Consider the following 25466-nt stretch of genomic DNA (forward strand, 5'->3'; position numbering starts at 1 on the left):
CCATGCTGATTGCAGCGTGGGCTTTTTTTGGCTGTCGATTCATTGTTGATGAAGGCAAAAACGGCTGTTCCAAGTGAAAAAGGACCCTTTTAGCTCAAACATCTTGTTTGAACCTCTCTGATTGTATATGGGATTGAGCGGTGGGAGGTTCAAGCCAAAACTCGCCAGGGTCCTCTTTTTCACTTTCCACTCCTCTTGTCCACAGTTAATCGACAGCCTCAAAAACCGTCTTACAGCACGAGATTCGCTCGCCGGGGGAGCTGTAAGACGGAAAAATCGTCTTACAGCACGGGAATCGCCCGTCGGAGGAACTGTAAGACGGAAAAACCGTCTTACAGAGCGAGATTCCATCGCTGGGGGAGCTGTAAGACGGAAAAACCGTCTTACAGCTTGAGGTTTGCTCGCTGGAGGAATTGTAAGGCGGGAAAACCGTCTTCAAATCTCCTGAAACAGAATTAAAATGAATAAAACCGAAAAATAATGATAAATTCGTTGACAAAACAGAAACAAGGGGAATAATCTGGAGCTGGAACTCGTATTTTTTACGAGGAAAAGGAGAGGATCGAATGCCGGAATTGGCCAGCAACTATTCGCCACAGCTCATATCATTATTGGAGCAAAATCGCGTAGATGTAGAGTGGATCAAACTAGGTCGATGGGATGTATTCCAACAGGAGTATCTAATTGCCCGTCCTCACCGGCCGATCTTATTGCATTGCTTACCGCATGCCGCGAAAGCTTCCTTCGAGGACATCCAGTGGAAGGAGCTGAATGAAGCAATCCGAGCTTGTCGATCCCCGCATATAGCGTTGCATTTGGCAGCTCTCGCCTCCGATTGGGACACTCCCCCTACATCCGATGAGCAGATTGTGGATAGAATGATTTCCGGTGTCAGGCTGTGGAAACAACAGCTGGAGATCCCATTACTGCTGGAAAATGTACCGTATTACGGGTTCAGAGGAACGCTGCGATGTGCAACCGATYCTGAAGTCATCACCCATATTTGCGACCGCTGTGAGGTGGATCTGCTGCTTGACCTCGCTCACTTGCGGGTTGCAGCCTGGCATCGGAAGGAAGACGTGTCCGGTTATTTGCGGAAGCTCCCCCTTCATCGTGTACAAGAAATTCATGTCAGCGGTCCTTATGAAGACCCCGATGAAGGGCTTCGCGATCGTCATTTCGAGATGCAGCAGGTCGATTACGAATTGCTTCAGGAGGCGCTTTCCCTGACAGAGCCCCAGTTTGTCAGCCTCGAATATGGAGGTACGGGGCCGCGAATGGAGTGGCGAAGCGATGCGGAGGCACTGGAAAGACAGCTGGTGCGGCTGCATGACATTTTGCAAGGGTGCAAGTAAATCCTAATCAGTTCGGAGGGGAGAAGTATGGTAATGCCAACACATATCGTAGCCGTAGGCGGGATCGTCGAGAATGAACATGGAGATATCCTAGTAGTGAAGACCATACATGGAGGGTGGGTGTTTCCAGGTGGGCAAGTGGAAGTTGGAGAAAATCTGATCGATGCCTTAATCAGGGAAATCCGTGAGGAGAGCGGTATTGAGACGATTGTCTCTCACTTGATCGGTGTGTATTCCAACACAGGGATCTATAAATGGCATGACGGTGTGACCGATGTTCCTACCAAAGTGATGTTGGACTATGTATGCAAGCCGATTGGTGGACAATTGTGTACTTCTGAGGAAACATCCGATAGCCGCTGGCTTGCTAAAGATCAAGTGCTCGATCTAATTACAGCGCCAGCTATCCGTACCCGCTACCAGGCTTACTTGGAGTTCGACGGAACCATCCCCTACGTGGAATATGTAACCAAGCCTAAGTTCGAAGTACGTATGAAGCGGATGGTATAGATGATCAAGTCCAGCACGTGAAATGGGGCTGCCCTCCAGTATATGGTACACTTGAGGAGAAGCAAGGACTTTTGACAGGAGGCGGTGGCGGCATGAGGATCGCGGTAGCCGGAGGCACGGGTTTTATCGGAACGCACCTGATTCAATATTTGCGTGAGCAGGGAGATGAGGTCATTCTGATCTCAAGATCGGCGGGCGGGCATAATCCGTTCCAGCTTCCGGTCGTAACATGGAGCGATATGCAGACAGCGAAGGAACGCTTGGAGGGCTTGGACGCGATTGTGAATTTGTCTGGCGAGTCGATTAACCAGCGTTGGACGGATGCGGCGAAGCAGCGAATCCTGCAGTCTCGACTCGATACGGCGAAGAAACTGGGCAAGCTCGTAGATGCGCTGGACCAGAAGCCCAAAGTTGTGGTTAATGGCTCCGGCATGTCGATCTATGGAACTTCGGAGACCGATTCTTACGAGGAGGGCAGCCCCCAGCGGTTGACGGATTTTCTCGCGGGTGTTGTAGCCGAATGGGAGAAAGCCGTTGACGATCACATCCACGGGCCTCGAATTGTGAAGCTGCGCATCGGGCTCGTGCTCGGGACAGATGGCGGAGCGCTGCCACCCATGGCGCTTCCTTACAAGCTGGGTGCCGGTGGACGAGTGGGAAGCGGCAACCACTGGATGTCGTGGATTCACATTGTAGATATGGTGCGACTGATTCGGTATTGCATCGAACAACCGGATGTTGCTGGCCCCGTTAACGCCACCGCTCCGAATCCGGTAAGAAACGACGAGTTCGGCCGTGCGCTTGGACGGGCGTTGCATCGCCCCCATTGGATGCCGGTTCCATCCTTCATGTTGAAGCTGATGTTCGGAGAGTTGTCCGTGCTGCTGTTGGAAGGGCAGAAGGTGTTGCCTCGGGCCGCTCTCGATCATGGTTTCAAGTTCCAATTCAATACGGTTGACGAGGCGCTTGGCGAGCTGTATTCGCGGAAATGACAAGGGGCTGGCAGCTCCCATAAATTACTGGCAGGCAGGGTATACTAGAATGAGTATTAGCGATTTTGTTGCGGTTGACTTCACATACCATGTGAGGTATTGTAAGCTGGAGGTGCTGCTAGTATTCTAGCTGAACCTTATTTGTACGCAGCAAGAAAACCGCAATTATTACTTGGAAAAAAGGTGAAAAGATGAGCAGTGGTGCAAACAAACGAATTGTGATTGGAGCCAGTCAGCCTCCTCTAGGAAACGATGTGCTTTCTTCCACTCAAAAAGTCGTACACGAGGCGCTCGATCGGCTTGGGTTCGACGACAGCTACTATGAGCTGCTGAAAGAACCGATCCGTATGCTGACCGTCCGAATTCCTGTGAAGATGGACGACGGGAAGACCAAGGTGTACACCGGATTCCGTGCGCAGCATACCGATGTAGTTGGACCGACCAAGGGCGGCATCCGGTTCCATCCGAATGTGACGGCCGAGGAAGTGTCAGCCTTGTCCATCTGGATGACGTTGAAATGCGGCATCTTCGACTTGCCGTATGGTGGAGGCAAGGGCGGCATCATCTGCGATCCACGTCAAATGTCACTGTCTGAGGTCGAGCGTCTCGCCCGTGGTTACGTTCGCGCCGTCAGCCAAATCGTAGGTCCGAACAAAGACATCCCAGCTCCTGACGTATACACCAATGCGCAGATTATGGCCTGGATGTTGGATGAGTACGGCCGCATTCGCGAGTATGATTCACCTGGCTTCATCACTGGGAAACCTCTCGTTCTAGGAGGCTCACAGGGCCGTGAGAAGGCGACTTCGCTGGGAGTTGCAATTGCACTCCGCGAAGCAGCTAAAGCTCAAGGTCTGGGGCTTAAAGGGCTTAAAATATGTATTCAAGGCTTCGGCAACGTTGGCAGCTTCCTCGCGGAAATTCTCGACCAATGGGGCGCTACAATTGTAGGTATCAGCGATGTGAACGGCGGTATCTATAATGAGAACGGACTCGATATCCAGAACCTTCTCGATCGCCGCGATTCATTCGGCAGCGTGACGAGCTTGTTCACGAACCGTCTCACGAACGATCAGTTCCTCACTTTACCATGTGACGTGCTCGTCCCGGCGGCGCTGGAGAACCAGATCACGATCGACAATGCGGATCGGATCCAGGCGAAGATGATCGTGGAAGCGGCGAACGGCCCGACGACGCTGGAAGCGACAGGACTTCTGCATGAAAGAGGCGTTATGGTCGTTCCTGACGTACTGGCTAATGCAGGTGGAGTGACTGTCTCCTACTTCGAATGGGTACAGAACAATCAGGGGTATTACTGGACCGAAGAGGAAGTTAACACGAAGCTGGAAACCAAGATGGTTGAAGCGGTTCAAAAGGTGCTCGATATGGCCAAGTCCCGCAAGATCACCCCACGTCTTGCCGCCTACATGGTGGGTGTGCAGAAGTACGCGGAAGCGAGCAAGCTCAGAGGTTGGGTGTAGGGTTAGCCGGGAACTGCAGGTTCCGGGATGCAAACCGTTTCGAAACTGAGTGTTCGTTCCGAATGTGTGTGGCGGCTCCGACCGCTGTTGAAATCACGTCGCTAGGGTTGGTATTTTTGTGGAAGCGACGTGATTTCAAAGGCGGGTACTTCGTTTCTCCGCTCGCCTCATACATTCTCCTCTCCTTCCGTTTCGGAGTATTGTTAGCCAGGGAACCTTGCGTTCCCTGGCTAATTTTGTGGGGAGGGGAGTAGGTAAAGATTAAGGGCAAGAGTAAGGACTAGGGCAAGAGCAAGATTAGCGTTTGGAGCTTTTCTTCTTATTCAACGTCTTGTTCAGCGGTTTGGAAGTAGTGGTGCGGCGTCTGCGTTTTCTTCGTTTGCGGCGGCGCTTGACCGGTTCGTCATCGTCGCTCGAAGTTTTGGCGAAGGAATTTATCAGAAGTTTGATCATGGGCTGCATCTGCTTCACCGTGGTCATGAACTTCTGCATTTTGCCTACAGTCGACATGACACCTTCAATGCCGCCCAATCGGTCCACGACCGATTTGATATCCGTCAACTTGAAGTTGCTAAGGTTACCTAGAAGTCCTCCAAGCCCGCCCCCTCCACCGCCTCCAGTCTGAATAGGTACTGGTGCTTGCTGGGGGATGACCGCTGGGAATTGGCTTTCATACATCTGTCCTCCAAAAGGAGCGCCGCCCGGTCCAAGGCCGGGATACATGCTGAAACTGCGGGTAGTGCCGGCTTCCTGAAAGTATGGCGGTTTGCTATTGTTCACTCGACTCACAACCCTTTTTTTTGGGATTTATTCTGGTTGGCCACGAAGCCATATTGAAAACGCTTCAAAGGGCCTACTTCACTTTGTGGAGATATTTTTATATACTGTATGTCATAGGCGAATGGATGGATTGGACGAATGCCCGGTTTTCGGGAGATTTGCCCGGGAAAAGGTTGTTGGGGTTGTCACATATTTTAACGGTTTACCACTGTAAAGGAAGGATATTCGCCGTTCGGTGTCGAAACAGGTAAGGGAAGTCTAGACAAGTAGGGGCTGATGAAATGCAGTTGAAGAAACTGAATGATAAATCGATCGATCAATTGTTCGAAGCCGTTCTTACGTTGAAGACGGTGGAAGAATGCTATATTTTTTTCGACGACTTGTGTACGGTCAATGAGATTGAGTCGTTGTCACAGCGGCTGGAAGTAGCACGGATGCTGGGCAAGGGCAGCACATACAACCAGATTGAAGCAGAGACGGGTGCTAGTACAGCGACGATCTCCCGCGTGAAACGCTGCTTGAACTATGGGAATGACGGGTACAAGTTGGCATTGGATCGTCTGGGCCGGTAGGTCGGACTGTTGGCGTGAAGGGATAACACAGGGTTTGCGAGCTGTGGATGCCTGATGTTCTAAGTTATGTAGGCAGAGAAATTAGGGTGTGCGGTTGATCATATGGCCGCTGCCCTATTTTGTTTTGCGTGGGGAAATCGGTGGAAATTGACTTTGCCACGCGGTTTAGATAGCATGAGTGTATGGCAGGATGGCGTGTGAAGCTATAAGGAGGGGGCTGGCCGGATGCGGAAGTTCGGTGTATTGGTGATCAGTCACGGTTCGCGAAGTCATCACTGGGTCGGTCTGGTCGATGATGCGGTCCGTACGGTCGCGAGGCCGAACGATGTTCCGATCTGCTCCTCGTTTCTGGAAATCGTAGAAGGTCGACTCATTCAGGATGGAATTGATCAGCTAGAGGCGCTGGGCGTGACCGATCTGATCGTCATTCCGTTGTTCGTCTCATCGGGCAGTACGCATATCGACGAGATTCAGTACGCATTTGGAGTGATCGCGGAGCCTATGCTGGAAACGAACATGAAACCATTTCGTCTGAAGTCTCGGGTTCATATGGGCGTGCCCTTGGATGAGGATGGAGAGCTGATCGCCCGCATGTTATATGATCAGATTGGGCCTCTGTCCGTACAACCGGAGCGGGAGAAAGTACTGGTGATCGGCCATGGCAGCGTGGAGGCAGGCTTTCATGAGAAATGGAGGCAAGGGCTGGACAGGGCGGCGGCGGGACTTCGGTCCATCGGGAGCTTCGCGGACGTGGAAGGTGCTATGCTGTTGCCGGACCAGATTGCCGAGCGGATGGAACGACTTCAGGTGGATGGAGAAGAATCGGTTATCTTGGTTGTGCCGTTGTTCTTGAGTGAAGGTTATTTCACGGAGCAAGTGATCCCGAAACGGCTTGAGGGGATGGCGTATCGCTACAATGGTCGGGCTATGCTGCCGCATCCTCAACTGACGACTTGGATCGAACGGCAAATTACGGATCAGTTGAATGGCTTGCGTTCCGAGCGGGGGAATATAGGGCAAATGTGACCGCGGGATTATTATGGTAGGACGGGTGGTCGAGCGAATGAGCAAACGGGCAAGATTAATCTATAACCCTACTTCGGGCAGGGAAGAAATGAAGAAGCGGTTGCATGATATTCTTCAACGCTTGGAGCGGGGCGGACTGGAGACGTCTACCCATGCGACGATCGGTGAAGGGGATGCTACGCTGGCGGCAGCTGAGGCCGTGGAGCGCGGCTTCGATATGATTATCGCAGCTGGCGGGGATGGGACGCTGTATGAGGTGATCAACGGGATGTCCGAGAAGCCGAACCGGCCACCCTTGGGCATATTGCCTCTGGGGACGACGAATGATTTTGCGAGAGCGCTGGGCGTTCCGAGGAACTGGGAATTCGCGTGTGATCTTATCCTGCAGCAGCATTCACGGACCATTGATGTAGGCAAGATGAACCACCGTTACTTCATCAACATTGCAGGCGGCGGGTCGATGACGGAGCTCACATATGAGGTACCCAGTAAGCTGAAGACGATGATCGGTCAACTTGCGTACTATATTAAAGGGTTGGAGAAGCTGCCGCGATTCCGGCCGGTTGAGCTGAGCTTCCGTTCGGAAGAGATCAGTCTGACTGAGGAGATTATGATGTTCCTCATCTGCAACAGCAATTCGGTCGGCGGCTTTGAGAAGCTGGCTCCGGAGGCTAGTCTGGATGATGGACTGCTCGACGTCTTCATTCTTCGGAAGTGCAACTTGCCGGAGTTCATCCGGATCGTCTCGGCCGCTCTGCGCGGCGAACATATGAATGACCCGCATGTGATTCATTTCAAGACACGACGTCTGGAAGTGACCTCGGCGGACTATGTGCAGATCAACTTGGATGGGGAGTTCGGCGGTACATTGCCGTCTGTGTTCTCGGTGCTGCCGAATCATTTGCAAATCTTCGTGGATGAATTCGGGTTGTCCAGTTATAAGTAGTGGGTATGAATATAGGAGTGAGCGATAGTGGGAAGTCATAAGAATGGCAAAGGGTCGGCGGGTAGCGGCAAGCCGGGTGAACAATCAAGGCGGACTGGAGCACGTATGTCAAGGCGTGTCGGGGAGAAGGGACGCGCATCTGGCGGAGGAAGAGGAGTTGCTGAGGCTGCAGTTGCTGGATCTGCCGCGTGGCGCGAAGCGCTGCCGGTGCAGCTGAATGGTGAGTACGTTGCCGAAGTATTCGGCATCGGTCATGAAGGCGAAGGGGTAGGCCGTGTGAACGGCTATACCCTTTTTATTCATGGCGCGCTGCCAGGTGAGCAGGTCCGAGTGCAGGTCAGGGAGCTGAAGAAACAGTACGGGCGGGCAGATCTGTTGGACGTGTTGGAGGCGAGTCCGGATCGGATCTCGCCGCCGTGCGCGATCTACGACCAGTGCGGCGGTTGCCAACTCCAGCACTTGAGCTATGACGCTCAGCTTCACTGGAAGCGGCAGATGGTCGTGGATCAGCTGGAGCGGATTGGGAAGTTGGGGGTTGCCTCTGGGACAGCTGGTGTTGGGGGGACTGAGGCGACTGCGGGAGCTAGGGGGACCGATGAGACCGTGGAAGCAGAGGGAACTGAGGCGACTGAGGTGGGAGCGGAAGCTGGTGAGACTGAAGGAACCGCGGAGTTCAGGGGAACCGGAGAAACCGGAGAAGGGCAGTACCGAGGTGTGATTGTGTATCCAACCATCGGTATGCAAGATGCCTGGCGATATCGTAACAAGGTTCAGGTACCGATCGGTGAGCGGGAAGGCGGACTCGTCGGGGGGTTCTATGTACGTGGCAGCCATGACATCGTCGAGATGGACCAGTGCTTGTTGCAGCATGAAGCGAGCGATACGACTGTCGCTCGCGTCAAGGCCATCGCCCGTGATCTGGGTGTTACTGGGTATAATCCTGTCACTCATGAGGGGCTGCTGCGTCATGTCGTGGTTAAGTCGGCGGCAGCTACCGGTGAATTGATGGTCGTCTTGGTGTTGAACGGGGACGCTCTGCCCCGGGAAGACGAGTGGGTCCATCGGATTCGTGTGTCCGTGCCGGGACTCGTGAGCCTTTGCTTGAATACGAACACCGAGTGGACTTCGCTGGTGTTCGGGGAGGCGACTCGCGTCCTCTGGGGCCGCGAGGTCCTCTATGACACGATCGGGGATATTCGCTTCGCGATATCCGCCCGATCGTTCTATCAGGTCAACCCGATCCAGACCGAAGCGCTGTATTCGACAGCGCTCGCGTATGCCGGGTTGACTGGGAGCGAGAGCGTCATCGATGCCTATTGCGGCATCGGGACGATCTCGCTCTTCCTCGCGCGGCACGCGCGACATGTGTATGGCGTCGAGATCGTGCCGGAGGCGATCGACGATGCCCGTACGAATGCCGAGTTAAACGGCATTCGCAATGTGAGCTTTGCCTGCGGCAAAGCGGAGGAAGTGCTCCCCGCCTGGCGGGAGCAAGGCGTCGTGTGCGACGTCCTCGTCGTGGACCCGCCACGCAAGGGCTGCGACCCGCGGTTGCTCGAGACGATCCTCGCGATGCGTCCGCAGCGCGTGGTGTACGTCTCGTGCAACCCGGCTACGCTGGCCCGCGACTTGCGGGTCCTCGAGGACGGCGGCTACCGCACCGTCGAGGTGCAGCCGGTGGACATGTTCCCGCATACGACACACATAGAATCCGTCGTTTTGTTGGTGAGGAATGAAACAGTGTAGTCAAACCATTGAAATTACTGGGTTTTCAATGTGGTACAGAGGTCGGGAAACAGGCTTGATGTAAAACTGATGTAAAACTGATGTAAAAGTTGACCGGATTTCAACTTAAATGAACAGAAGACGCCAGGAAACTCCTGTGCGTCTTCTTTATTGTCCTTGTGTAGCATTAGCTGTAAAAAAACAATACGAATTTATCAGCAGCTACCTGATCCGAAGTTTGGAGAGCGTGTCCGTAAATGTATTGTTGTTGTAATGCTCCCGTGGCCAAGTCGCTCTGAAATGATTTTAGCAAGAACGCCTTGGTTAATCAGAATCGTTGCTGAAGTATGTCGGAGATTATGAAAACAGATGTACCGGAAATCGTTTTTCTTAACGAACTGTCGAAACCAAGGATATGGCCGCTCATGATGGAAAGGTTGTCCTTGGGGATGTGAGAACATGAAGAACCAATCTCCGGGATTTGCGCTGCCGATCGGATATGCGGGCGGACTGAAGGACCGGGGAACGGGACTGGTGAGGTTCGGCGCACGGGATCTGGATACGCTGTCGGGCAGATGGACGGCGCGCGATCCGATCCTGTTCGAGAGCGGCCAGGCCAATCTGTACGCCTATGTTAACAATAATCCGGTGCAGTACCGCGACCCGTGCGGAACGATGTGCATCGGGGCCGCTGCGTACCAGGGCATAGGAGGAGGCGGAAGGGTCTGCATCACGGACGAGGGCTTCTCCACTTGCCTAGAGCTTGGCTTCGGCATAGGGGGAGATCTGGATATCGCGCCGTTCGAGGGCTTGACCGAGGACGGTTTGTCGATGGAGGCAACAGCCAAAATCGGGTTCGGCCCCGCCGCCTTGACGGTAGGCGCCAAGATGAAGGACCGGTGGGAGGGCGGCTGCCCGGACGGCGGCCTCATCGCCAAGCTGGATCCGGTCCGTTCAAGGCCGATCTGACCGATTACGAGAAAGTTTCGGTGAAAGGAAAGCCCGAGAACCTCAAGGACCCGATATCCAAGCTGTTCAAGCAGGCCACCGCCGAGCTGGCCCTAAAGGTCAAGGGCTGTAAAGCCTACAAATGGTAAGAATGCTTCGATCTGTCATAAGATGACCGTCAAGCCGCTGCTTTTCCCACGATGGGAGGAGCGGCGGCTTGTTTGTTTTTCAGGAGCATGTCAGCGCGCTGCAGGCGGATATGACAAGTTGTCATAGGAGGTGACAACATCGGGTGACAATTTCAGTGACACGTCTAGTCCGATAGATGCTTACGCGCGGGTCGGGGCGGCCGCTATAATATGTCAAGAAGTTGGGATGAGGAGGCACAAAATATGTACAGAAAGCTGATCAAATGGAATATGCCGCTGCTGCTGGCAGCGGTGCTTGCCGTGCAGCCGCTAGCTTCGGCGGGTGCTGCGGACCCTGCGGCTTGGCCGGGGAACAGGGAAAGCGAAGGCAGCGGTGCTGCGGGATGGAACGACAGATTGCCCTCATGGGCTTTGGGCGAAGTTACGGAGCTGGCGGACGAGGGCGTCCTGAGCGGCTATGAAGACGGAACCTTCCAGCCGGACCGGGCTGTAACCCGGGCGGAGTTCACTGCGATGCTGAACCGGCTGGCGGCCAAGCTGCCGCAGGTCGGAAACGGTCAAACGCGGGAAGCGGTCTTCACGGATGTCAAGGATGAATGGTATGCGGAGGAAGTGAAAAAGGCGGCTCAGCTGGGGCTGGTGGAAGGGGATGCGGCTGGAGCATTCCGGCCGCAGGCTCTCTTGAACCGCCAGGAAACGGCTGTCATGCTGGGACGGCTGACCGGCCGGAAGGCTGACCGAGAGGCTGAATTCACCGACAGTGGCCGGATTCCGGTCTGGGCGGCTCCGTCTATCTCGGCTCTTCATGAGGCTGGCATTCTTCAAGGCTATGAGGATGGAGCGTTCCGCGGCGAGAAGAGTCTGACCCGCGCGGAAGCGGCGGTGGCGCTCCATCGCACATGGAAGCTGCTGAAAGGTCCGGAGAAGGCGGCTTCGCTGACAGTTGCGGTCAAGTCGGCGGATGGGCAGTCGCTGGCCAATACGCTCGTTCGTGTTCACGCGAAGGGTAAGCGGGCCCAGCTCGCTGCGGGGCGGACGGATGCTCGAGGCAGCTATACCTTGTCCGGAGAGTGGAAAAGCGGGGCGTACGATATCTATGCGACAGGCGACGGCGTCGCCGGCTTCCGGAGCGTGGATTGGACCCCCGGTACGACGACCTATGACATGATTGCAAGCAAGGCAGCCGTGCTGGAGGGCAAGCTGACGGGAGACGACGGCAAGTCGGCGGGCGGAGTAGTTCTGGCGTTTACGACGAATCCGACTTATTATTCGATAACGAAAGCCGATGGTTCTTTCACCGCGTATGTCGAGCCGGAGCGTACATACCGGCTGTCGTATATCGCGGATGAAAGCATCCGTGCGGCGGCTGCGAAGGCAGGGAAGGCTGAGCCGGAGCTGCTGCAGACGGAGCAGGCGAAGAAGGCGCTGGCTTTGCTGGACAGCGAGGCGGCGAAGTCGGAGAGCTGCAAATGCGTCCGTACGGACGCGCCGGGGACATACACGGCCCCCAAGGCCGGAGCCAAGCTGGATCTGGGCGTGCTTCGCCTGGACGGAGGGGCGCCAAGCTCCGGCGGCGGAGGCGGAGGCGGAGTCGGCTCGGAGGGCGGCGGCTCGCATACGCCGGACCGGACGCCGCCGGCTGTGCCGGGCGGACTGAGAGCGGAGCCCGGAGACGGGCTGATCGCGCTGGTCTGGACGGCGAACGCCGAGAGCGACTTGGCCGGCTACCGGATCTATGGGCGCGAGGAAGGCGCTCAGGAGTGGAGCATCCAAGCCGATGCGGGCTTGTCCGTATCGCATACGGCGAGCGAGCTGACGAACGGCCGGGCCTACGAATTCGCGGTAGCGGCCTACGACAAGAGCGGCAATGAGTCCGCGAAGTCGGAGATCGTTCGGGCGACGCCGAAAGCGGGCGGTCCGCCGCCGGATGTGATGCCGCCCGCGGTACCGGGCGGACTGAGAACAGAGTCCGGGGACGGGAAGGTAATCCTGACCTGGGATCCGAGCACAGAGGACGATCAGGCCGGCTACCGGATCTACTGGCGCGTGTCTGAAGGAGCGGCCTGGAGCGAATCCGACAAGCCCGGACGCGAGAGCGGGTATACGATTACCGGACTGACGAACGGAACCACGTATGAATTTGCCGTGAGCGCCTACGATGCGAGCGGCAACGAGTCGGCCAAATCCGAGATGAGGCGTGAGACGCCGCGGAACGGCCAGACTCCTGACCGGGAGACACCGGCCGTGCCAAGCGGCCTGAAGGCAGAGCCGGGCGTTCGGAAAATTCAGCTGAGCTGGACGGCGAACACGGAAGAGGATCTGGACAGTTATCGGATCTACAGCCGCGTGGAGGGAAGTCCGACCTGGAGCGGAGGCGTTGACGTTGGCCGTGAGACGACGTATACGGTACTCGACGTCTGGCATGACCGGACGTATGAGTTTGCCATTGCGGCGTACGACACGAGCGGCAATATCTCCGCGAAGTCGGCGACCGTCAGTGCGACGCCGCTGAGCGAAGAGCAGCCGGACACGACGCCGCCGGCCGTGCCCGCCGGGCTGGCTTCCGTCGCGGGAGACGGCCGGGTCGCACTGAACTGGACGGCGAACGCAGAGGCCGATCTGGCCGGCTACCGGGTCTATGTCCGGGTGGCAGGGGTAAGCTCGTGGGGAGCGGCGCAGGAGGCCGGAAAATTCGCCTCTTACACGGCGACCGGTTTGACGGGCGGCATAGCCTATGAGCTGGCCGTAGCGGCCTATGACGAGAGCGGCAACGAGTCGGCGAAGTCCGGCGCGGTGCAAGCGACGCCGACCGGCGGTGGCGGAGGCAATCTGCCGCCCGATCCGGGCAGCGTAGCGACGGAGCTGCCGGCCTCGGGCCAAGCGAGCTTCCAGGCGATGACGGACTTCCTGTACACGGGAGCGAATCCGATCCAGACGGGCGTGCAGCCGGGCGCGATCGAAGCGGAGCGTGCAGGCGTGCTGAGAGGGCGCGTGCTGGACTCTGCCCAGGCGCCGATAGGCGGCGCGCGTATCACGGTGCTGGATCATCCGGAGTGGGGTCAGACGCTGAGCCGGGCGGACGGGATGTTCGACCTGTCGGTGAACGGAGACGGGATTTGGACGCTGCAATATGAGAAGGACGGGTATATGACCGTGCAGCGGAAAAAGCAGGCGACGCCGGGGGATTACGAGCATCTGGAGGATGTGGTGCTGACGGCGTACGACAGCAAGGTGACGCAGGTGCAGCTGGAGAACAGCACGGAAATCCAGGCAGCGCAGGGTACGCCGGTAACGGATGAGGACGGAAGCCGCCAGTCGACGGTGTTGTTCCCGGCGGGGACGACGGCGACGATGAAGCTGCCGGACGGGACGGAGCAGCCGCTGCCGAGCATCAGCTTCCGCTCGACGGAGTATACGGCAGGGCCGGAGGGACCGAAGGCGATGCCGGGCGAGCTGCCGCAGTATGTGGCGTATACGTATGCGGTGGAGCTGTCGGCGGACGAAGCGGTGCAGGCGGGAGCGACGGAGGTAATCTTCGACCGGGAGGTGTACCATTACCTGGATAACTTCATCGGCTTCCCGGTCGGGGAAACGGTGCCGAATGCGTACTATGACCGGGAGAAAGGGCGATGGATCGCGTCGCCGAACGGCAAGGTGGTCGGGATCGTCTCGGAGACGAACGGCCTGGCCGGGATCGATGCGGACGGAGACGGAGCGGCGGACAGCGCGGAGCAGCTGGCGAAGCTGGGCGTTACGGAGGAGGAGCAGCGGAAGCTGGCGGAGCTGTATGAACTGGGGAAGACGCTGTGGCGGGTGCCGATCACGCACTTCACGCCGTATGACCACAACTGGCCGTTCGGACCTCCGGGAGACGCCGAGTCGCCGCCGGATCGGGAGCCATGGGAGAGACGGAAGAAGGAAGACGATCCGTGCAAGAAGAAGGGCTCGATCATCGGCTGCCAGAACCAGACGCTGGGGCAGCAGATCCCGATCGCAGGAACGCCGTATATGCTGAATTACATGAGCGAGCGGGAGGAAGGCTACAAGGCGAAGTCGACGCTGGAGATTCCAGTGAGCGACGGCAGGCCGCTGCCAGCTTCGCTGCGGAGGATGAACGTGAGCATCCAGATCGGAGGCAAGCTGCACCGGGCGAGCTTTGCCCCAGCTCCGAACAAGACGTATACGTTCGAGTGGGACGGCAAGGACGCTTACGGCCGCGAGCTGACAGGCTCCCATTCGTACACAGTCCGCGTCGATTATGTGTATAAGGCCCAGTACTATCCGTCAGCCGGCGAATTCGAGCGCAGCTTCGGCCGTATTTCGGCTGCCCCATCCTCCGTACTCTCGGCGATGAGGGACACCTCTGAGATCAGTGTGGGCCAAGTATGGAACGGAGCTCTGGAGAGCCCGCGCAACCCATACGCAGCCGCCGGTGTTGCAGGTTGGAGCCTTGATCCGCATCATATCTACGATGACGGCACGAGGAGACTGCTGCTGGGAGACGGCACGACGCAGACCAAAACAATGTCACTGCGGGGCGAAGTGGACTTCACCGGCAAGACGGGCGGGGGCGGCTTCTCGCTCGAAGGGTATACCATCGACTACGGTACGATGACAACCGGCATGGACGGGTGGATCTATTATTCCGCGGTCAACTTCACCAAGCAGAGCAGAGTGATTGCAGGACTCGATCCGAGAGGAAGAGTATTCAAGGTGGCGGATGTTCCGGTATCCAACGGGAGCGTCATCGCGGTTGACGCACAAGGGACGATCTATAGCTACGATTCCGGCAAATACCAGCTGCTTCGCAAAACGAAGGGGCAGACCAACTGGGAGGTTATTGCAGGCACGGGCAGAGGAGGCCCTACAACCCCGCTGCCGGATGGAGCGGAGGCCAAGAACGTAGCGCTGGCAGGCATCAGCGAGCTGGCTGCAAGTACGGACGGCTCTGTCTACTTCACGTCTTACCCGTCTCGTCCGGGCGACCGCAATCTGGTTCCGTATCGGAGCACCCTGTACAAAATCGGTCCGGACGGCATCCTCCAAACGCTTGGGGATCATATGGCCAAAGGCAAGGATAGCGGTCCCGGCGACAAGGCAGGAGTCGGCGCGGTGGAGCAGATCCGGATGGGAAGCGACGGCTCTCTGTATATGTCCGATACGACTGGGGGTACGCTGTGGTACGACAACCGCACCTTCACACGGGTGCGCAAGCTAAGCCCCGACGGCACCTTGTCACGGGTGGCGGGCGTGCTGCTCGATGAGCCTGGGAGCAAGCCGGCCGCTCACGGTATGAAAGCGACGGAAGCCGAGTTTTTCTTCGTTTCCAATACGATGTCAAGCACATTTAGCAGGTTTTTCCTGGACGCGCGGGACCGGGTCTATTTCAGAACCGGAGGCGGGAATGTTTACCGTGTTGCACAAGAAGGACTTCTGGAGAAGCTGGAGAGTCCGTCGTGGGTCTTGGAACAAGCGACGCAGAAGTTTGACCTGACGGCCGTTACCGCTGACGGCGGACATATTGTTGTAACCATGAACAATCAATATCAGGTCCGCTATTTTCTAGTGAGCGAATCTCAGAGCCTGATTGCGACTCCCGACGAAGGCGGCCAGGTTGTCTATTGGTTCAATGCTGGGGACAGATCGCATGCTCAAACGACGGACGCCTTGACAGAGGCTGTATTGACCAAGCTGGATTATGACGAGGAAGGCCGTCTGGTACGGATTACCGACCGGAGCGCCAACGACATGTTGATCGAGCGGGATGACGCCGGCAAGCCGGTGGCGATTGTCGGAGCCGGCGGCCAGCGGACGGGGCTGACGACGGATGAGCAGGGCCGTCTGGTTGCGGTCACAAGTCCGGCCGGTGAAACGTACCGGATGACGTACGATGCCGGAGGATTGCTGCAAACCTTCGTCAATCCGTTGGAGCAGACCAGCCGCTACGCTTACGACGAAGACGGATTGCTGATCCGTGCCGAGAACGGGGCCGGAGGCGTGCAGACGCTGAGCCGCACGGATACGGCCGATGGGACGACAGTCACCTTCACCGATGCGGCGGGCCGCTCGACCGTGTATGAGACGAAACGAATCGAAGGCGGTGTGCAGCGCACGACCACCGACCCGGACGGCGTGCGTCTGGTGGCCACGGTGCGGCCGGGCAGCGAGCGGATCGAGCTTCCGGACGGAAGTGTCATGACGAAGACGATGACGGGCGATCCGCGCTGGGATATGGATGTGCCGGTCATGAAGGAGGCGACGCTGACGCAGCCTGACGGAAAGAAGGCAACCTTCAACGAAACGCGCGCTGTGGAGATGCATGAGGACGGCAGCTTGAAATCGTTGACTCATACTAACAAAACGGGGACGTCCGTAACCGAGGTGAAGTACGAAGCGGCGACACGGCGATTGACCGAGACGGGGCCTGACGGGTTGAAGCAGGTTTTCTCTTACAACGAAGACGGCCGGGTTGTACAGGTGGAATGGCCGGGACAGCAGCTTGCTCCAATTGTATATACGTACGACGGGAAGGGACGGCTCTCCCAAGCAACGCGCGGGGAACAGCTGGCCAAGTACACGTATGACGAGCGGAACCGGCTCACGGCTTTGACGGATGCAGCCGGCCGGGCAAGGTCGTTCGCTTATGACGAAGCCGACCGGTTGATCTCCTCCACAACGCCAGGCGGCAAAGTATACGGCAGTTCGTATGACGAGCTGGGGCAACTGACCGGTCTGACTATGCCGGACGGAAATTCTTACCGGCAAAGCTACAATGAGCTGGGCCAGTTTGCGGGATTTGCGTCCGCAGAAGTGCCCGACTGGATCAGTCTGGAGCATGGAGCCGGAGGCATATTGGAGCGGTCGACGCTGCGCAGCGGCCGTCAGATCGACTATGTCTACGATGCGGCAGGCGGCAAGCGGATCATCGGCATGAACGATGCGGATACCCGCCGCACGTTCGAATATGCCGATAATACGGACCGGGCGAAGAAGCTGGAAAGCGTCGGTCTGACCCCCGGATCGCTGCCGCAAATCAACGAGTACTTGTATGTCGGCGATCAGGTGAGCAAGCAGACGATCACGGGTAAGGCCAAAGGTGGTTATGATTATTCGTACGACGTATTGGCCAATCTGACAAGAATCCAGACTTCTGTCACAAGAATGGTCTATGGCGTGTCGCAGACCGCTCACGTGACGACCGATCTGGGCAGGGATGCCGCCAACCGGCTAGTCAAGTACGGACCGTTCACGTTCGACCGCAGCGGCCCGAACGGAAGCGTAGCGGGGATAAAGGACGGCAAGCTGCAGGTGACTCAGACATACGACGAGCTGGGCCGTCAGAAGGAGCGGGTCTATACGCTGGGCGGGCGGGAAGTATACCGCACCCGGCCTGAATACGACCTGAGCGGCAGCGTCGCGAGCTTGACGGTGACGACGCCGGAAGGAACGGAGACGACCGTTTATACCTTCGATCTTGACGGGCAGCTGACGAATGCGCAGCGCAGCGGTCCGGGAGGCGTGACGGTGGAAGCGTATGAATACGATGCGAACAAAAACCGGATTGCCCGGGAGGTAACGGGGTCGGAGCGGATGACGAGCAGCTACGGACCACATGATGTACTGACGGCTGTGGGCGGAACGGCGTACAGCTTCGATGAAGACGGCTATCTTCGTCAGCGCGGCGCAGATACGTTCAAGTATGGAGTGCGAGGGGAGCTGCTGACGGCTACCGTGTCCGGAGCCACTTACAAGTATGCGTACGACGCGCTGGGAAGACAAACGTACCGCGAGGACGGAGCCGGGCGTTTTATCCAGTATTTGTACGGAGACCCGACATCGCTGCAGTTGGTGACGAGCACGGTGAACGAAAACGGGGAGCTGACGAATTACCTGTACGATCATGACGGCCTGCTGATCGGGCTGGAGCGAAACAACGTCCGTTATTATGTGATCACGGACGGCGTAGGGACGCCGCAGCAGGTGCTGGACGGTCAGGGGAAGGTAATCAAGCAGCTGAAGTATGACAGCTACGGAGGCGTGCTGTCGGATTCGAATCCGGGATTCGCGCTGCCGATCGGATATGCGGGCGGACTGGAGGACCGGGGAACGGGACTGGTGAGGTTCGGCGCGCGGGATCTGGATACACTGTCGGGCAGGTGGACGGCGCGCGATCCGATTCTGTTCGAGAGCGGTCAGGCGAATCTGTATGCCTATGTCAACAATAATCCGGTGCAGTACCGCGATCCGTGCGGGACGATGTGTATCGGGGCAACCGCTTATGACGGAATAGGCGGAGGCGGGCGCGTCTGCATTAACAAAGAAGGCTTTTCCTCCTGCCTGGAGGCGGGCTTTGGTGTAGGGGGCGGCCTGGATATCGCACCGTTCGAGGGCTTGACCGCGGATGGTTTGTCGGTCGAAGCAACCGCCAAAATTACAAAAGGAGCGCTGGCCCTGACGCTCGGAGTCAAGCTGAAGGATCAATGGGAAGGCGGTTGCCTGGACGTTGACCCGATCGGTAAATTGGAGATGGGGCCGTTCAAGACAGATCTGTTCAGCCCGCTGGAGAAGGCGTCGGTGAAAGGAAAAGAGGAGAACCTTGGCAAGAATATCCTCGATCTCTTCAAGCCGAGTACCACCGAGCTGGCCTTGAAGGCCAAGGGCTGCAAGTCTTATAAGTGGTAAGCCGGTTCAATTGTACCACTGGCGTTGCCAGCGCAGAGCCGCTTCTCTTCCCTAGACGGGGAGGAGGAGCGGCTTTGCCGTTTCATACTGGGTCTCCGGCGGATGATGGGCATCTAAAATAATCTGCAGGTTTTCAAAATCAAGGAATTATATAATCATCATAAAGACCATGTGCTCGATTTGATTAAAAAACGAATTGTGTACTCGGACTCGCAAATTGACGAATTATATAACAAGTATAGTGGACTGCTTTTTTCGAGCCGGGAGGATGTGATTCAAATGATTATATCTAACTATATTGGAATTGAAAATCTGGACAAGAAAGTCTTGGCAAAAATTACGCACGATATTTGCGAAGAACTGGATCTTTATCTCGTATAGTGATGATTGGTTATCTGATTAACTGTTGGTTCAAACTGTTGCAGATCATCAGACTTATTGCACACGGAGGTTGGCCCACATATATCGAGTCCGTATAATTGATACCCCATGCAAAAATGCACAAGCATGACTCCATTGAAATGAATAATGGGCTCAACCTTTCCGTGGTTTGAGATATGTTGATGTAAAATTGATGTAAAACATTAACAGAAGCGTTCGGAATGAAGCATTTAAGAACGGAATCTCAAATTGCAAATAGCCCGTTAAATCAAGGTTTCTGCGGATTACAACAGATCAAATCCCAAGCCTACATGTTCCCGCATACGACACATGTGGAGTGCTGCTCACTGTTGGTTAGCAAAAACAAATAGTAGAGGTGTATTGGCGCATACAGCAACGGAGCGGGTAAAGTCTCTCTTTTTTTTAGATGCGTGCCTAGAGGTACGCATCTTCATTCTGTAACCACGGTTACAGAATGAAATAGCAAAATGTAATAAGATATGAAGAGCGAATAAACAATTAAAAAAGAGGAGTACATCATGAACAAAAAAATTATTTTATCCTCGTTAGGCACTTTTGTTGTAGGCGTATTGGCAGGGGGAGCACTGTTGTATAACGACGATGTGTACAGTGCTGTGAAGGAAACGATCACGGGAAAGGACTTACAAAACACGGTAGCGGGAATTTCGCCAGTGGATTTACAAGGAATGGGGATTGAAGAAGCCCTAGCGGCGGTACAAGCGCAACGCACGCAGCTGCTAGATGAACAACTGAAAACGCAAATTGCTGCTGTACAAGCGAGAAATGAACAGGTGGCCCGTTTGAATTCTGTGCTGGCGGGATTATCTCAAGTGCAAGGCAGGTTGGGTACGGGTGCGGCAGCTAATGCGGCAGTCACTAGCCAAGAACAAAGCAATTTAAGTCAATTGTATTCGGCCGCTGGAATAACGGGGACACCGAAGACGAAGGGCGAAGTAGACGCGCAGATTAATACGGTAAAGCAATCCATAGACTCGCTTGGTAATAGTCAACAAATGGACATGCTAAGGTTACAGTCGATGACGAACAAACGTAACGAAGCTTTTGATGTCATGACTAATTTCGTTAAAAAGATGCAGGAATCTCGTAGTTCAATTATTGGGAATATGCGCTAATCTAGTTTGCATGAGTTAGTGAATAGGATTGCAGGGCTTGTATCGTGTATACAAGTCCTGCAATCCTATTTATGTTGATATACACTCTAACAGCGATACATAGTAAAATAGGCGTATAAGTAGGGTAGGGAGAGGGAATGAGTGGACTTATACGCTGTTGAGAAATGGCTACGGCAACATCCATTGTTACAAGGGATTCCGGACCATGAAATCGAAATGGTTGCACGTACAATTGAAGTCCACACCTTCGAGCCAGAATCGTATTTATTTGTAGAGAAAGACCTCTCTTCAGATTGCTATATTCTTGTGCAAGGACGTGTGAGCGTAACCAGTCGGAATCTTGTTGGACAGATTCTAACACTAGCAGAGCTGGGAGCGGGTGAAGTCATTGGTGAAATGGGACTCATTCGACGAGTACCTCGCTCGGCTTCGGTTGTAGCTATGGAGCAGGTGGTAGCACTTCGGCTTGATTATAGCTTGTTTGAACGATTAGCTGATCAAAGTCCATTGTTCTATCAAAGTATGCTAGTTAATGTGCGATTACGCTATATCCATAGCTTATTAAGGAAAGCGACGATTTGGTCGACGATTCCTGATTCGGAGTTAAGAGGGATTGCTGAGATCACACAATTAGAAACGGTCAAGCAAGGACACACGATCGTGCGTAAAGGTGAAGCAATAACCTCCCTGTATATGATTAGTAGTGGAAGTGTAGAAATACGCAGTAAAGGGAAACATGCGGTCCTTCGGGAAGGTGATTTTTTCGGGGAAACGGAATTGCTGACCGATTTGCCGGCATTTTATCAAGCAAAAGTGCTTGAAGATTGTGAACTATTAATACTGGACCAGTCGTTCTTTCAATCGATATTAGCTTACTATACGCCTGTGAAGCATCAATTATTGACTATGTTAAGTATTCGGAATCCAGCGTTATTGAAGTCCGTTGTTGTACCCTATAATCCAGGAGAATTGCAACATTCAGAACAAGAAAAGCAAGATCAACTGCCACAAGCCAAAGACAAGTGGATTACATACTTACTGTGGTTAGGTTGTGGATTTGTTGGATTATCAATCCTAGCCTTTTTTGTTTCGAATCTTGGGATACGAATCGCTGTTTTGCTTATGGGGGGCTTGTTTGGACCTGTTACGTTCGTGGCTTATGTACGAAATCAACAAATCCTCGGGTTTCGCGGTTATCGCTTAGCGATGATCTTTGTATTGACTGGACTTGTGGCGATTCCGGCTGCTTTTGCTTTGGAACGATTATGGATGGTTGTTCCATCTGTTGCTCCGCCCTTTCTAGGTTCTTTCTATAACCCGATAATCGTAGCGATTGTAGAGGAATGCTGTAAGCTACTCGTTTTCTTCATTCTTTTGCGTAGTCATCAGGTTCGATTTCTGATGGATGCGATTGTGTTTGGCGCTGCGGCAGGCATGGGGTTTGCAGCGATCGAGAGCATATTGTATGGCTGGACAAATTTACAAACTGATTCTTCATTATCAATGCTCGTAGTCTTGTGGGTACGTACGTTATTTTCTCCATTTGGACACGGTACGTGGACTGCGATTACTGCGGTTGGACTTTGGATGGGTTTAGCAAAACATACGACACTACATATTCAGCAACGTAATCAATGGGCAAAATTAGGGATGTTTCTCGGTTTATTCGCTGTCTCCATAGGCCTACACACGTTGTGGAATTATTCGTACGCATCAGGAAGTCTTAGACTACTTGCAATGGGAGCTATTGGGGCTATTGGTATTGGTTTATTACTGGGGCTTATTCGACGTGGACGACAGCTTGAATTTGGCACATTACGTGCTTTGAATCCAGAAGATACGCGAGTCGGAGGCTCATCGAGTCGCGCAGATTTGGTTTGTAATGGGTGTGGCACGTATTCTCCACCGAATAGCAGATATTGCACACGATGTGGACAAGCTTTGCGTATTCGAGCCGTGGGAAGATGATAATCAAACTGCGTCGAACATATTTCTAAGTGCATCAATGTTACACACGAGTATTTTCTTCTGATCAATACGAATGAATTGCTCTTGTTGTAATTCAAGCAATGATTTGGTCACTGTCTCCCGCGCAGTTCCCGTCATATCTGCCATCTGCTGATGCGTTAGTTTCACATTGATTAAAATACCTTCAGAAGATGGCAGACCATATTGTTCAGATAATCGTATCAACATGTGGGCAATGCGCGTTCGTACATCGAGTATGGTCAATTCCGTTATCAATTTATTGGCATCACGTAGACGATCCAAGGTTGTTTCCAATATGCCGATCATGATTTCAGGCTTGCTTTTTAATAAGGGAATGAAATCGCGTTTTTTTAATATGCATAAGGTGGATTTCTCGATCGTTCTTGCAGAAGCAGACCGAACTCTTTCATTTTGCAACAAAGCCATCTCTCCAAAGAAATCGCCTTCTCTAAAAATAGAAAAGATCACGTCCCTAGAGTTGTTATTTTGATAGATTTGAATAACCCCTGATATAACCAAAAAGAGTTCATCCCCTTCATCGCCTTCAAAGAAGATGGATTCACCCTTTTTATAAACGCGCGTACTACATAACTTAGAAATCTCAGYGATATGTTCATCATCAAGATGCTCGAAGAATGGGAAATCTCGTAAGAAATGTGTGTTCATCTGCAGAACTCCTCCAGTATCACAGTCAATACTAGCCTAGCAGAACAGTGAACAACACTCAAGTCATGTGGAGTGCGTGGGAGTAATATATCGTGAGGATCTGATTTAATAGTTTTATTGATAGAGGGATTGTACAGTCTGATTCAAGCGACCAAACGAAAAGCTAGAGGATTCAGGTCTACAACTAACTTTATATGCATGGCTTATGTTACCGTAAATAAGCTAATCATCGAAGTTAAGCCCCATTAATAAAGAAAAAGAACCCAATCTGCGTGGAGCCACAACCCGCTCATCTCGCCGACTCGATTCCCTTGTTCACATTTAAAGTTGCTCCGAGTTTGCCTAAAGGCAAACCTTTGAAAACTAATGTGAATCTAGAAATCTATGAATAACGCTCTATCTCTGTAGTTTCATAGCATAAGGCGAAGAGCCAACTTTTTTTTTCCCAAAAGCGTCTATTATGTAATGCCATACTGGTAGCAATAATTCTTCGGGTTTCGATTATACAGTAGTATAAGGGGGGGAATTGGAAGAATACTGCCGGAGTAAAGGTCTCAACCGGCGTTCAAGAGTCTTCTACCTAGTCAGGAAAATGGAGAGCCCTTCACATGGAGGCTCTCTTTTTGTCTAAGTTTGTCATTCTGCCGTCATTGGGGTTCTATATAGTATCTTTTAGTAGGATATAAACAGTATTCCAAGGAGGATATAGTATGCGTATCAGATTTCAAGCGCAGGAAAAGCGTATGCGACATCAGGGTTCGCTGGAGGAACGGGTATTTCAAATGATCCTTATCTGAACGCAACCGCGGATCACGTTCTAAATTCAAAAAAAGAATATCCATTCGTAAAAACCTACCCATTGGGTAGACGTAACTCTAGTAAAAGCAATATAATATTAAATGGTGTAATATAATGGAAAAAATAGTGAGCATTAAAGGAGAATAAGATGAGGAAATTAGGAAGAAAAGTAACGGTAGTTCTGTTGGCGATGATGATGTTGTTAAGTACTACGCAGCAAATGTCTATATTCGGAGTTTACAAGGCATCAGCTGCTCCACTATTTGCTGGTGGGTCTGGAACTTCTCAATCTGATCCATATCAAATTTCCAACGCTGATCAATTGAACGCTGTTCGATATTATTTAGGTGCTGGTATCTACTTTAAATTGACTAATGATATCGATTTAAGCAGCTATAAACCGAACGACGGAGGGGGAGGTTGGACTCCGATCGGAGGAGACGCCAACAATTCCTTTAAGGGAACCTTTAATGGGAATGGAAAGACGATTAGTAACTTGTATATTAATAGACCTGCTGCAGAAAATCAGGGATTATTTGGATATACAGAGACAACAGCATCGATAAGTGACGTAAGTCTTACTAATGTAAATGTTACAGGAGGATCCTATACAGCTAGTCTAGTCGGTTACAATCAAGGTACTGTGAACAAAGTTTCCGTTTCTGGTGTAGTTTATGGTTCTTCAAGTACCGGAGGATTGGTTGGTGTAAGCTACATTGGTAAGATTATACATAGTAACGCTAATGTCAGTGTAAGCGGCACTGGAAATTCTATAGGCGGTTTGATTGGGATTGCTAATAATCAAGGGACAGTTGATAATAACTACGCTGTCGGTAATGTAACTGGGATAATGTATGTAGGTGGTCTGATCGGAGTAGGTACTTCTAATTCAATAAATAATAATTACGCTGTCGGCAATGTGTCCGGGGAAGGGTATATAGGCGGCCTGATCGGTTACTCTGGGAATAATACTTCATTAGATAAAAACTATGCTACAGGCAACGTGACTGGGGAATATCAGATAGGAGGATTAATTGGATATAGTAGTGATGAAGTTGTTTCAAACAGTTTCGCACTAGGAAATGTTACTGGTGACAGGTATGTAGGTGGTTTGATCGGATTCAATCTAAACACAATGTTTAATAATAATTATGCGACAGGCAAAGTAACTGGCAACCTTTTTAAAGGTGGATTGATTAGTTATGGTTCTAATGTAAGCAATGGTTTCTACAATAAGGAGACAACAGGTCAATCTGATAATACTGGTAAAGGCGTGCCAAAAACAACCATAGAAATGCAGCAAAAAACAACA

17 protein-coding genes are annotated in these 25466 nt (G+C 53.3%); 14 read left to right on the forward strand and 3 right to left on the reverse strand.

Translation table 11 applies throughout. The features are described from left to right. The first annotated feature begins 566 nt into the window (after positions 1-566). From AC1DWB_RS18810 to AC1DWB_RS18825, 4 genes are all read left to right on the forward strand, one after another. Positions 567-1355, forward strand: a complete 789-nt coding sequence (locus tag AC1DWB_RS18810; RefSeq protein WP_477542621.1) for a multinuclear nonheme iron-dependent oxidase — start codon at positions 567-569, stop codon at positions 1353-1355. Between the two features lie 27 nt (positions 1356-1382). Continuing rightward, positions 1383-1865: an NUDIX hydrolase gene (locus AC1DWB_RS18815; protein ID WP_477542622.1), complete on the forward strand. Its 483-nt coding sequence runs from the start codon at positions 1383-1385 to the stop codon at positions 1863-1865. 92 nt (positions 1866-1957) lie between these two features. Then, positions 1958-2857 carry a TIGR01777 family oxidoreductase gene (locus AC1DWB_RS18820; protein WP_477542623.1) on the forward strand — a complete coding sequence of 300 codons (900 nt, stop codon included), beginning with the start codon at positions 1958-1960 and terminating at the stop codon, positions 2855-2857. A 191-nt stretch (positions 2858-3048) separates the two neighbouring features. Next, positions 3049-4338 carry a Glu/Leu/Phe/Val family dehydrogenase gene (locus tag AC1DWB_RS18825; protein ID WP_477542624.1) on the forward strand — a complete coding sequence of 430 codons (1290 nt, stop codon included), beginning with the start codon at positions 3049-3051 and terminating at the stop codon, positions 4336-4338. A gap of 297 nt (positions 4339-4635) precedes the next feature. Here the strand turns inward: AC1DWB_RS18825 and AC1DWB_RS18830 are convergent, their stop codons facing one another. Next, the gene (locus tag AC1DWB_RS18830; RefSeq protein WP_477542625.1) at positions 4636-5118 is read right to left on the reverse strand and encodes a hypothetical protein; all 483 of its coding nucleotides are present in this window, start codon (positions 5116-5118) and stop codon (positions 4636-4638) included. A 281-nt stretch (positions 5119-5399) separates the two neighbouring features. On the opposite strand from AC1DWB_RS18830, the gene AC1DWB_RS18835 reads away from it, so the two are divergent. From AC1DWB_RS18835 to rlmD, 4 genes are all read left to right on the forward strand, one after another. Beyond that, a complete protein-coding gene (locus tag AC1DWB_RS18835; RefSeq protein ID WP_477542626.1) occupies positions 5400-5690 on the forward strand; it encodes a YerC/YecD family TrpR-related protein in 291 nt (96 codons plus the stop codon). 225 nt (positions 5691-5915) lie between these two features. Beyond that, complete coding sequence (locus tag AC1DWB_RS18840; RefSeq protein WP_477542627.1) at positions 5916-6716, forward strand: sirohydrochlorin chelatase; 801 nt, start codon at positions 5916-5918, stop codon at positions 6714-6716. A gap of 37 nt (positions 6717-6753) precedes the next feature. Further along, on the forward strand, positions 6754-7662 hold the full coding sequence (locus AC1DWB_RS18845; RefSeq protein WP_477542628.1) for a diacylglycerol kinase: 909 nt from the start codon (positions 6754-6756) through the stop codon (positions 7660-7662). A gap of 105 nt (positions 7663-7767) precedes the next feature. Continuing rightward, the gene (gene rlmD / locus AC1DWB_RS18850) at positions 7768-9408 is read left to right on the forward strand and encodes a 23S rRNA (uracil(1939)-C(5))-methyltransferase RlmD (RefSeq protein ID WP_477542639.1); all 1641 of its coding nucleotides are present in this window, start codon (positions 7768-7770) and stop codon (positions 9406-9408) included. Between the two features lie 194 nt (positions 9409-9602). Here the strand turns inward: rlmD and AC1DWB_RS18855 are convergent, their stop codons facing one another. Continuing rightward, positions 9603-9848 carry a tyrosine-type recombinase/integrase gene (locus AC1DWB_RS18855; protein ID WP_477542629.1) on the reverse strand — a complete coding sequence of 82 codons (246 nt, stop codon included), beginning with the start codon at positions 9846-9848 and terminating at the stop codon, positions 9603-9605. On the opposite strand from AC1DWB_RS18855, the gene AC1DWB_RS18860 reads away from it, so the two are divergent. The 4 genes from AC1DWB_RS18860 (at position 9847) to AC1DWB_RS18875 (ending at position 22669) form a co-directional block, all read left to right on the forward strand. Further along, positions 9847-10356 (forward strand): RHS repeat domain-containing protein, encoded by a 510-nt coding sequence (locus tag AC1DWB_RS18860; RefSeq protein ID WP_477542630.1) that lies wholly within the window; start codon positions 9847-9849, stop codon positions 10354-10356. The two genes, AC1DWB_RS18855 and AC1DWB_RS18860, sit on opposite strands and share 2 nt — an antisense overlap. Positions 10357-10727: 371 nt before the next feature. After that, positions 10728-19166, forward strand: coding sequence for an S-layer homology domain-containing protein (locus AC1DWB_RS18865; RefSeq protein WP_477542631.1), 8439 nt, complete (start codon positions 10728-10730; stop codon positions 19164-19166). Positions 19167-20086: 920 nt separating this feature from the next. Then, positions 20087-20701, forward strand: a complete 615-nt coding sequence (locus tag AC1DWB_RS18870) for a hypothetical protein (RefSeq protein WP_477542632.1) — start codon at positions 20087-20089, stop codon at positions 20699-20701. A gap of 141 nt (positions 20702-20842) precedes the next feature. Then, on the forward strand, positions 20843-22669 hold the full coding sequence (locus tag AC1DWB_RS18875) for a cyclic nucleotide-binding domain-containing protein (protein WP_477542633.1): 1827 nt from the start codon (positions 20843-20845) through the stop codon (positions 22667-22669). A gap of 3 nt (positions 22670-22672) precedes the next feature. On the opposite strand, the gene AC1DWB_RS18880 is transcribed toward AC1DWB_RS18875, so the two are convergent. Continuing rightward, positions 22673-23356: a Crp/Fnr family transcriptional regulator gene (locus tag AC1DWB_RS18880; RefSeq protein WP_477542634.1), complete on the reverse strand. Its 684-nt coding sequence runs from the start codon at positions 23354-23356 to the stop codon at positions 22673-22675. Positions 23357-23485: 129 nt separating this feature from the next. On the opposite strand from AC1DWB_RS18880, the gene AC1DWB_RS18885 reads away from it, so the two are divergent. Together AC1DWB_RS18885 and AC1DWB_RS18890 are read left to right on the forward strand one after the other, a co-directional pair. Then, the gene (locus tag AC1DWB_RS18885; RefSeq protein ID WP_477542635.1) at positions 23486-23605 is read left to right on the forward strand and encodes a hypothetical protein; all 120 of its coding nucleotides are present in this window, start codon (positions 23486-23488) and stop codon (positions 23603-23605) included. Between the two features lie 697 nt (positions 23606-24302). Continuing rightward, positions 24303-25466, forward strand: a 1164-nt coding sequence (locus tag AC1DWB_RS18890) for a GLUG motif-containing protein (RefSeq protein WP_477542636.1), incomplete at its 3' end; no start/stop codon positions are given.

It is taken from the genome of Paenibacillus sp. P4_E11, from assembly GCF_056401635.1.